The organism is Streptosporangium sp. NPDC005286, from assembly GCF_040607515.1.
Lineage (GTDB): Bacteria > Actinomycetota > Actinomycetes > Streptosporangiales > Streptosporangiaceae > Streptosporangium.
In genome coordinates this window covers 25,536-34,605 of sequence record NZ_JBEXGU010000101.1, presented here as the reverse complement: position 1 = coordinate 34,605, position 9,070 = coordinate 25,536, and the positions used below count along the sequence as shown (strand labels likewise).

General features: G+C 69.9%; 11 protein-coding genes. 4 read left to right on the top strand and 7 right to left on the bottom strand.

All coding sequences use genetic code 11. The annotated features are described in order from the left end of the window. Positions 1-107 precede the first annotated feature (107 nt). From ABZU75_RS29930 to ABZU75_RS29910, 5 genes are all read right to left on the bottom strand, one after another. Complete coding sequence (locus ABZU75_RS29930) at positions 108-650, bottom strand: dihydrofolate reductase family protein (RefSeq protein WP_350954227.1); 543 nt, start codon at positions 648-650, stop codon at positions 108-110. Positions 651-712: 62 nt separating this feature from the next. Beyond that, the gene (locus ABZU75_RS29925; RefSeq protein WP_355561242.1) at positions 713-907 is read right to left on the bottom strand and encodes a hypothetical protein; all 195 of its coding nucleotides are present in this window, start codon (positions 905-907) and stop codon (positions 713-715) included. 68 nt (positions 908-975) lie between these two features. Next, positions 976-1,914, bottom strand: coding sequence for an NADP-dependent oxidoreductase (locus tag ABZU75_RS29920; RefSeq protein WP_355561239.1), 939 nt, complete (start codon positions 1,912-1,914; stop codon positions 976-978). 147 nt (positions 1,915-2,061) lie between these two features. Then, positions 2,062-2,721, bottom strand: coding sequence for a TetR/AcrR family transcriptional regulator (locus ABZU75_RS29915; protein WP_355561236.1), 660 nt, complete (start codon positions 2,719-2,721; stop codon positions 2,062-2,064). A 135-nt stretch (positions 2,722-2,856) separates the two neighbouring features. Further along, entirely contained in the window at positions 2,857-4,098 is a 1,242-nt protein-coding gene (locus tag ABZU75_RS29910) for a TIGR03619 family F420-dependent LLM class oxidoreductase (protein WP_355561233.1), read from the bottom strand. Positions 4,099-4,242: 144 nt separating this feature from the next. On the opposite strand from ABZU75_RS29910, the gene ABZU75_RS29905 reads away from it, so the two are divergent. Beyond that, positions 4,243-4,689 carry an Lrp/AsnC family transcriptional regulator gene (locus ABZU75_RS29905; RefSeq protein ID WP_355561230.1) on the top strand — a complete coding sequence of 149 codons (447 nt, stop codon included), beginning with the start codon at positions 4,243-4,245 and terminating at the stop codon, positions 4,687-4,689. Positions 4,690-4,718: 29 nt separating this feature from the next. Here the strand turns inward: ABZU75_RS29905 and ABZU75_RS29900 are convergent, their stop codons facing one another. Then, positions 4,719-5,276, bottom strand: a complete 558-nt coding sequence (locus ABZU75_RS29900) for a helix-turn-helix domain-containing protein (protein ID WP_350925132.1) — start codon at positions 5,274-5,276, stop codon at positions 4,719-4,721. A 105-nt stretch (positions 5,277-5,381) separates the two neighbouring features. Here ABZU75_RS29900 and ABZU75_RS29895 point away from each other — a divergent pair, with 105 nt between their 5' ends. Next, positions 5,382-6,599 carry a cytochrome P450 gene (locus tag ABZU75_RS29895; protein WP_355561226.1) on the top strand — a complete coding sequence of 406 codons (1,218 nt, stop codon included), beginning with the start codon at positions 5,382-5,384 and terminating at the stop codon, positions 6,597-6,599. Positions 6,600-6,601: 2 nt separating this feature from the next. After that, entirely contained in the window at positions 6,602-6,832 is a 231-nt protein-coding gene (locus tag ABZU75_RS29890; RefSeq protein WP_355561223.1) for a ferredoxin, read from the top strand. A gap of 15 nt (positions 6,833-6,847) precedes the next feature. Here ABZU75_RS29890 and ABZU75_RS29885 read toward each other — a convergent pair whose 3' ends face one another. Beyond that, positions 6,848-7,828: a DUF6183 family protein gene (locus ABZU75_RS29885; RefSeq protein WP_355561221.1), complete on the bottom strand. Its 981-nt coding sequence runs from the start codon at positions 7,826-7,828 to the stop codon at positions 6,848-6,850. A gap of 800 nt (positions 7,829-8,628) precedes the next feature. On the opposite strand from ABZU75_RS29885, the gene ABZU75_RS29880 reads away from it, so the two are divergent. Continuing rightward, entirely contained in the window at positions 8,629-8,985 is a 357-nt protein-coding gene (locus ABZU75_RS29880; RefSeq protein WP_355561218.1) for a hypothetical protein, read from the top strand. Positions 8,986-9,070 lie beyond the last annotated feature (85 nt).

The following is a 9,070-nucleotide window of genomic DNA, read 5'->3' as shown; positions in this document are numbered from 1 at the left end:
GGTACCCGAACGGCACGGGTACCGGCCTCGCCCGGGGTCACGGGCAGTCCTGACCGGCGCTCCGATGGGGCGTGTGCCCGCCGGACATCCACGGCCCGGCAAACGGGTCAGCTGAGGACGCGTAGCCGGAGGTTCGTCGCTCCGGGCGCCTGGGTCACGCTGAGGCGTTCGAGCCTGATGTTGGTCCCACCCGGATGATCGAACAGCCGGACGCCGTCGCCGAGCAGGACGGGCGCGATGAACACGAGGATCTCGTCGAGCACGCCCGCGTCGAGGCACTGCCGGGCCACCTGGGCACCGAGGACGCCGACGTACCTGTCACCCGCGGCGGCCTTGGCCGCGGCGACACCGCTGTCGAGGTCACCGACGAAGGTGACGCCCGGCACCGGCGTGTCCGGCGCCTTGTGGGTGAGCACGAACTGCTGCCCGGTCCACCCCCCGCCGTACGGCTCGCCCTGCTGCTCGGTGCCCCTGTGCGGATCGTCGCCGCCGAAGGTGCGGTTGCCGACGAGCAGCGCACCGGTCTGGTCCATGATCTCCTCCACCATCGGGTTGGGCCCGAGGTGCCCGGCCAACCAGGACATGTCACCTCCCGGGCCGGCGATGAAGCCGTCCAGCGACATGGTGCACTGGTACTGCAACTTACCCATGACCTACCTCCGTCGAGATCGATTCGACTGCCCCCCGTTGGGACGGCGGACCGCGCGAAAACTCATCGGTGTGCCGGCGGCAACACCGTGGGCAGGGCGAACGCGCTGTTCACCGACGCCACGCTGCCCTCCAGCAGCGCCGCGGTCTGCTTCGCCGGCCAGCCGAGCACATCTCGCAGGAATCGTCCCGGCTCGGCATCCGGCCAGGCCGGGACCTCACCGGTGAGGCATCGCGAACAGCCGCGGAACCACCTCACCGGGAGGCTCTCCGCACGGGGCGGGAAAAGGCCGGACGGCCCGCGCGGATGCCCCGGCCTGTCCTGCCTCAGCCCGCCGAGACCCGAAGGACGATCTTGCCTCGTACATGCCCGCTCTGGCTCAGCCGGAAGGCCTCGGCGGCCTCTGACAGATCCAGCACCGTCGCGATCTCCGGGACGACCAGACCGTTCTCGATCATCTGTCGCAGCTCGTCGAGGTCCGCCGTGCTCGGCCTGGCGAACACGAAGACGCCGCCGTGCTCCAGCACGCCGTCGTTGGTCAGCGAGACGACCCGCCCCCGCGCGTCCTCGCGCAGCAGGTCAAGGGAGGAGACCAGCGTCTCGCCGCCGTACATGTCCACGATCGCGCTGACACCGGCCGGCGCGAGCGCCCGGACCCGCTCGCCGAGCCCGGGGCCGTAGGTGACGGGCTCGGCGCCGAGGCCTCGCAGGTAGTCGTGGTTGCGGGCCGAGGCGGTGCCGATGACACGCGCTCCCAGGGCGGCGGCGATCTGTACGGCGAACGACCCGACACCGCCCGCCGCGGCCTGCACCAGCACGGTGTCACCGGCCCCCACCCGCAGCGCGTGGACGAGTGACTGGTAGGCGGTGAGGCCGGCGATGGGGACGGCCGCCGCCTGCTCCCAGCTCAGATTGACCGGCTTGCGGGCGATGGTGCGCACCGGTGCGGCCACCCGCTCGGCGTAGGTTCCCCTCCCGATGGAATCCTCGCGCACGTACCCGATCACCTCGTCCCCCACCGCGAGGCCGGTGACCGTCGGGCCGACCTTCGCGATCACCCCTGCGACGTCCCAGCCGGGGACCACGGGGAAATGCACGTCGAAACGGCTGTCCAGCTGCCCGGCGGCTATCTGCCAGTCGACCGGGTTGACCGACACCGTCCTGACGTCGATGAGAACGGACTCCGGGCCGAGTTTCGGCTCGGAGACCTCCCCCATCTCCAGGACCTCCGGCCCTCCGTAGCGCCGGTAAACGACCGCCTTCATCAAATCCTCCAACCTGGAAACCCCTGCCTTCGGGCGGGGAGGGAGACGGGGAATCCCCTCCCTCGAAAAGGGGAGGATGTCGGCTCCCCGCCTTCCGATGATGAGCCGATGCTGTCTTCGGGATACCGCGAGCCGCGGCTCAGGGGCTCACGCCGACGCCTCGACGCCGACGTTCCCGTCACGGGGCTCGGAACTGAGCGACACGGTGACGATCTCGGGCCCGCACTCCTGACGGCCGACCAGCCGGGAGCCGACCAGCCTGCAGGCCAGCTCGACGAAGCGGTCCTGCAGCTGGGCGACCGACAGCCGCCCGTCGGGGCGGTACCAGACGGCGACCCCGTTGCACATCTCGAGCAGCGCCAGCCTGGCCACCCGCAGGTCGGTGATCTGGAACTCCCCCGTACGCACCCCCCGCTCCAGCACGCGCTGGAACATGGACTCGTAGTCGTCACGCATGGCGACGATCTCCGCGTGGTTGTCCCCGGTCAGTGCCCGCACCTCGCGGTCGGTGACCTGGCAGGTGAGCGGGTTGACCGCCTCCGTCGCGACCTGGGCGAGCACCAGCCTGGCGAGCTGGACGGCCGGGTCCGCGCTGGGCTCCAGGGCCTCGCGCCCGGCGCGCAGCAGCTCGCCCAGGCCCGCGCGCATGATCCCGGCCAGCAACTCCTCCTTGCCGCCCGCGTAGTGGTACAGCGTGGCCGAGTTCAGCCCGGCCGCGCGGCCGATCTCGCGGATGCCCGTGGCCGCGAAGCCCCGTTCCGCGAAGAGCCCCACCGCGGCCCGCTGGATCTGCTCGAGGTTTGACACGGCATCTCTCAATCGAACGATTGATTAGACATCGCACCCTAGCAGGGCACGCCGAGGATGACGTGATCCCGCTCCGGCGCCGTGGGCATGGCGGCGCCGAGATCGTGGGACGACCGTGGAAACCATCGAACCGGATCAGCGGTAGTAACCCTCGACCGGGACGCGCGCCTCGTCGAACAGGGCGGGGCCCTCCTGCCGCGCGCCGGCGCCGGTGGCGGCCGGTTTGAGGCTCGCGAGCTGTTCGTTGGAGAGCGCGAACACCACGCGGCCGAGGCCGGACCGTTCGATGGCACCCCCGCACATGGGGCACGGCTGGCAGCTGGTGTACATGGTCGTGGCGGCCGCGGCGGCGGGGTCGAGCTCGCGGGCCGCCCACCTGGCCAGCTTGAGCTCGGGGTGGGCGGTGATGTCGGCGTCGCTGAGAACCGTGTTGCGGTCCTCGGCGAGCACGGTGCCGTCCGGGCCCACCAGCAGTGACCCGAACGGCGGGTCACCGGCCGCCCGCGCCTCGGCGGCAAGCTCGATGGCCCTGCGCAGGAACTTCTCGTCGTCGCCGGTCATGGTTTCCCTCGTTTCTGTCTGATACGTGCTCGGATTCCAGCGGGCGGCCACGGTCGCGAGCGCCTGCCAGGCGGTCTGCGGATGGCGTGTCTCGTCCGGGTCTCCGTTGAAGGGGTCGAGTACGACGGTCTCGGAGCCGAGGAGGCGCAGCTGTTCGAGGTCGTCAAGGATCTGGTCGATCGTGCCCTCACCGGCGAGCCGCCCGGGGGCGGTGATCGGCGTCTCGGTGAGCCGCAGGGCGATCCGGGGGGCCAGGGCGGGCACCGGCCGTTGACACTCGTTCGCGATGGCCTTCAACCGGCCCAGCGCCTCGCGCAGCCAGGGGAGGGTGAACCTCAGCGGATGCCATGCCTCGCCGAGATGTACCGCCCGGCGCAGTCCGGCGTCGCTGTTGCCGCCGACCCAGATCGGTATCCGCCCGGCGCGGTAGTCCTTGTCATCGTTCCAGGCGGCGCGGATCACCCGGAGGTGATCGTCGGTCAGCGCCCCGCGCCGCTGGAACGGGACTCCGAGCGCGTCGAACTCCTGCCGCGCCCAGCCGACGCCCACGCCGAGGACGAGCCGTCCCCCGCTGAGCTGGTTGAGGTTGGCGGCCATCCGGGCGACGAGCAGCGGGTGCCGGTACGGCACGATGAGCACCGTGGTCCCGAGCCTGACCCTGCCGGTGATGCCGGCCAGCCAGGCGAGGGTGGTGAAGGGTTCGTAGAACGGCGCCGGGTACTGTTCGGCGACGTCGGGTGTTATCGCGATGTGGTCGGAGACCATGAGCAGGTCGAAACCCAGGCCCTCCACCGTCTGCGCCCAGTCGCGCAGCACGCCGGGGTCGGTACCTGGCCCAAAATTCGGGACATTAACGCCTATTTGCACTGGTTCAGGCTATCCAGCCGTTATTTCCCATTGGAAGAGAGTTTTCCCGGCGCAATAGTCGATATGCCGTGAATATGCCGGTACCTTTGCCTGATGACCGAGAGCCTCGACGCCACCGACTGGTCGATCCTGGTCGAGGTCCAGCGAGACGGCCGCATCCCGCTGACCGAGCTGGGGCGGCGGGTGAACCTCAGCGCCTCCGCCACCACCGAGCGGATCAGGCGCCTGGAGGCGGCGGGCGTCATCACCGGCTACCACGCCCACGTCGACCTGGCGAAGGTCGGCTTCGCCGTGCTCGCCGTGGTACGCCTGAAGTATCCGGGCAGCCGGCACCAGCCCCTGCACCGGCTGCTCGACGAGCGCCCCGAGATCCTGGAGTGCCTGCGGACCACCGGCGACGACTGCTACGTGCTGAAGCTGGCCGCGACCTCCATGGCCCACCTCGAACAGCTCGTCGACGAACTGGCCCAGTTCGGCAGCACCACCACCAACCTCGTCTACAGCCAGCCCCTGCCCTACCGCGGCCCCCAGGGCCCCTGACGTGTGCGGGGTCCCACTGACGGCGGGGCCTAACGGTCGGCGACGAGTCTCGCGGCGACGGTCAGCGCGATCGCGCTCCGTTCCTCCTCGGGCACCTCCATGCCGAGCAGGAAGGGAACGCTGCCCATGATCAGCGCGATCACCGCCAGCCGGGCCTCGAACTGCCGGACCAGCCCGTCCTCTGGCGCGCTCAGCACCGAGATCATCGTCATCATGCGCCGCTGCATCTGCTCACCGGCCGGCAGCTCGGACATGACGGCCTGATTGACCTGGGCGAACCGGATGAGCGGCCGCCAGTGATCGTTGAGGAGAGCCGCGATCCTGCGCAGGATCTCCCCCCTGGCCTCCTCGGTGTGCGGCTGGGCGCGAGCCCACTCCACGAGTTCGTCGATCGAGCCGTTCAGGTCGTCGATGACGCTGGTGAGGATGTCCTCCTTGGCCTTGAAGTGGTAGTAGAGCGCGGGCCTTGTGATCTCCAGCCGCTCCGCCACCTCCCGCAGCGAGGTCTTGTCGTATCCCTGCTCGGCGAACAGCTCCAGCGCGACCTGCTGGATCCGTTCCTTGGTGTCGCTGCGTCGGGCATTCATCGCCGGTCCGCCACTCCTCTTCGCGCCGTGCCTTGACGACCACCCCGAGTTTGCTTACTTTCATGTAAGTAAGCAAACTCGGACCCGGCCTGCGAGGAGAAGATTATGGCTCAGGGTTTCCCCCTACCTCGCGACTGCCCGTTCGCGCCCCCGCCCGAGTACGCACGCCTCCGCGAGGAGGCACCGCTGGTCGGGGCGGAGCTTCCCGGCGGGCGGGTCTGGCTGGTCACCCGGCACGCCGAGGCCCAGCAGGTGCTCTCCGACCCCAGGATCAGCACCGACCCCAGCACACCCGGCCACCCGATGTCCGCCCTGTCGGCAGAGCCCCCCTCGGCCGAGGAACGGCAGGCGGGCGCGCGGTTCCAGGCGGGGCAGTTCATCGACATGGATCCCCCCGAACACGACGTCTACCGGCGGATGCTGATCCCCGAGTTCAGCGTCCGGCGCGTCAGGGAGATGCGCCCCCACATCCAGCACGTCGCCGACCAGCTCATCGACGACATGCTCGAGCAGGGCTCCTCCGCCGACCTGGTCGAGGCGTTCGGGCTCGCCGTCCCCTCAATGGTGATCTGCCGGCTTCTTGGCGTACCGTACTCCGAGCACGACTTCTTCCAGTCCAGGACCCGCCGGATGGTCAGCGCCGCTGCCGGCTCCCAGCGGGATGCCATGGCCGCGGCCGCGGAGATCTGGAACTATCTCGACGGCCTCGTCACCGAGGCCGAGCGGAACCCCGGCGACAACCTCATCGGGCGGCTCGTTACCACCCGAAAAACGACCGGAGAACTCTCCCACGACGCGCTGGTCGGCATGACGTTCCTGCTACTCCTGGCAGGGCACGAGACCACAGCCAACATGATCTCGCTGGGCGTCCTCACGCTGCTGCGCCGTCCCGCCCGGCTCGCCGAGCTACGCGCCGCCCCCGACGGCTGGGCACCGGCCGTGGAGGAGCTGCTGCGTTACCACTCCATCGTCGACTGGGTGGCCTTCGACCGGGTCGCGACCGAGGACATGGAGATCGGCGGCCAGAACGTGCGCCGGGGAGAGGGCATCTTCGTGCTCGGCGCCTCGGCCAACCGGGACCCCCGGGCCTTCGAACGCCCCGACGAGCTCGACCTGCGGCGCGGCGCCCGTAACCACGTGGCGTTCGGATACGGCGTGCACCAGTGCCTCGGGCAGAACCTCGCCCGCGCCGAGCTGGAGATCGCCTACCGCACGCTCTTCGAGCGGATTCCCAGCCTGCGCGTCGTGGGCGACGACGACGAGCTGCCGTTCAAGTACGACGGCGTGATCTTCGGCCTGCACGCGCTCCCGGTGGCCTGGTGACCATGAGAGTCATCGCGGACCGCCGGCGCTGTGTCGGTGCCGGGCAGTGCTCGCTCGTCCTGCCGGAGATCTTCGACTCCGACGACGAGGGACTCGTCCTCGTGACCGGCGAGGTCACCGAGGCCCACACCGCCGGCCTCCGCCACGCGGTGCGGATCTGCCCGGTCGGAGCCCTCAGCCTCCGCCCCGGCCCCTCCCCCGGCTCGGGAACGTCCCAGGCCGCTGAGCGTTGACCGGCCAAAGGTCGGTCAGTCGGTGTCGTAGGAGACCAGCAGGCTCAGCACCTTCCCGCGCGGGCTGAGCGCGCCGACCGCGAGCTCCTGGTCCGTCCAGTACGGCGTGCGCCTGGTGATCCTGAACGCCAGCCACCGCCACCGGGCCGCGAGCTCGTTGACCCGGTGGACGGACGCGTCGGCGGGAGCGCGCACCAGACCGGCGACCGACCGCCACGTCGCCAGCCTGCCGTACCCACCGCGAAGCCCAAAGGATTGAGCGGCGTTGCAGTAGGCGGAGGTGAACAGCTCGGCCACCACCGAGCCCAGGCTGCCCCGCTGCCCGTTCAACACGGTCTCCGCCACGAAGGCATCCGGCAGGAAGGCGTTCACCCCCAGCGGCACCAGTTCCTCAGGGCCGACAGCCCCGGGAAGTTCGAAGACCTTCGCCCATCCCCATGAATTCCAGTGCTCCACCGCCGCGGTGATGAGCCGCTCCTCCTGCCGGGTGCTCACGATCGCGGGCTCCCCACCGGGAACCCGTGCGAGCGTGCGACCGTCCAGGAGGAGCCCCGCGACCTCCGGATGCTCGGGAATGTACCAGTCGGGCTGGGAAACCCAGCCCGACTGGAACTCGGGCACGCGTATCCAGCGCTCTCCCCTGCCGAGCCTCAGGGGCAGCCCCGCGAGAGGATGCCCCAGCTCGCGCAGGACGGCGACGCACCGCACCGCCGCCGGCACCCGGGTCAGGTTGACCCGGCGCACCACCAACTCCTGCGCCAGGCAGGCGATCAGCTCCGCCCAGGTGTCCGGCTCGGCGGGCACACACCCGAACAGCGGCAGCAGGTGGTGGACCCGCCGGGACTCGGCCAGCAGCGCGGCCAGGTCGCGGACCTCCCGAAGCCGCCGCTCACCGACGTAGTGACCGCGTACCAGCTCGGCCAGCGACCCGGCATCGCCGGGAACGCGTGCCAGGATCGGCCCATGTGGCCCGTCCACGAGCGCGTGCGAGATCACGAAGGCTCCTCCGGCGACCTCAGCCGCATGCTCGCTCCTCCTCGTACGGAAAACCCGTCCTTTGCCAATCCGACACCATTACACTGAGTAATCAAGTGATGACTGAAACGGTGGCGTCCCGTATGCCGGTCATCACGGAAGCAGGAGACGGTCGACAAGGGGATCCGGACGATCGACGATCATGCCGGTGACGGCGGAGTTGAGCAAGGCGACCTCGATGGAATCCGCCCCGGGCTTGGCGCCCCGGGCCCCACGTCACGGTCTCGGCGAACAGCAGGCGCGAGGTGATCGGCATCTCACGTCACGAACATGAGGAGTCAACGACCCTCTCCTGCAGGAGGGGGCTTGAGGCGCGGTGATGCGCTTCGAAGCCCCGTGTTGACCAGCCCTAGCCGTCACGGACTGGAGGTGTGATCCAGATGGCTACGTTGAACACAAGATCGCAGACCGACCTTGGGGTGCTTCCTCAGCTCCAAGCTCTCGAATCCGTGGGAGCAGACACGCCCGAGGGTGGGCACGAAACGGCTCACGGACACCGCCTCGCGGCGGCACCTGGTGTTCACCATGGGCGAGGGGAGATCGGTCCGGCCGCACCGCCGCACCGGCGTCACCCCGAGGGCGCTTCGGCGCCGGAGGGAGCGAACCTTACGGTTCACCCAGCCGTGTTCGTCCTCGACCGCCACGGCCACCTGCTCCAGCGAGCCGACGGCACGGCTACGGCTACACCACCCAGAAACGCGGCACCGTGCCGCGTTTCCTCCCCCGCCTGAAGGCGGGGGTCTCCACACTGGAGGTATCTGATGAAGATGAACACAGGTCGTCGCGGCATCTCCGGCTCCCTGGGCGAGCACGGCCGCTCCACAAGGGCATTCCACGTCCGCGCACTGCCGGCGGTCGGCGCGATCATCGGCATGGCCCTGCTGGCGACGGGCGCACCCGCCTTCGCGGCTTCGGCCACCGCCTCCGAGGCACACACGGTCACCGCGCAGGCCGGCACGGCCGGCCGGCTACTCGCCGGCGACGATGTGTACCGCGACTGGTTCTCAAGCCACTCCAACTGCGTGGCGGCCGGCCAGGGGGGAATCGACCGAGGCCACTGGGAGCACTACACCTGCTCCGAGGGCGACTGGTTCTGGCATCTGTGGACCAACCGCTGAGCGGCGGATAGCAGCGCGGTCCAGCCCCCGCAGGCTCCGATGACTGCGGGTCTGCGCGTTGCGCGTGGGGGTTCGCGCCAACCCA